Below are 622 nucleotides of genomic sequence, written 5' to 3' on the forward strand. Positions count from 1 at the left end.
GTAATAATGCGCGACAAATCGCCTACATCACGGGTAAATTGGCTGATCTGTGAGTATTTGCCTGTGATGGAAATCTGATACGGCAGTTTTTGAATCGGACCATCGTTTTCAGGTTGGAGCGGTGCAACGCTGTCCAAACGCAATCCGTTGGTTGAACCTGCCTGATGCAGCTCTTGAATCAGATTCGGAATTTCCGCGTCGGTCGGAAGTTGTTTCAACAACACATCAAATGCAGAACGAATCGAAGCCAATTCAGCCTTCAGATTATTCAAGCTTGCTGCCTGAATGCTTTTACGCGTAAAGGTTTCCTTCAGTTCTTCTTCTTTAGCTTCCTGCGTATTCCAAGTTTCAATCTGATCTTTAAATACGCCGACATAGCCCAAAGCCAACATACCGACAATCAATAAACCTGCCAGCAAAAGTTTTGAAGGCATATTAAGCAGGTACAGGTTTTGTACGTCCAATTGTTTCAGGTTTTTAGATGCCATTATTGAGCCTCCGGAGCAGGTTCTGCCACAGGTTCGGCCATTTCACCGCTACTTTGGGCAGTTGGTGCAGGAGCCGGCGTATTCACTTGGTTGATTGAAGATTTCAAAGTAAATTCTTGGTAGTTATCTACTTT

Annotated in this window: 1 protein-coding gene; it reads right to left on the minus strand. The window is 44.4% G+C overall.

Translation table 11 applies throughout. From position 1 onward, the window contains the following. Positions 1–488 (minus strand): type 4a pilus biogenesis protein PilO (locus ACTHUM_RS17465; RefSeq protein WP_440403621.1); only part of this gene is annotated, 488 nt, incomplete at its 3' end. Positions 489–622 lie beyond the last annotated feature (134 nt).

This window comes from Neisseria sp. P0021.S006, assembly GCF_051956895.1.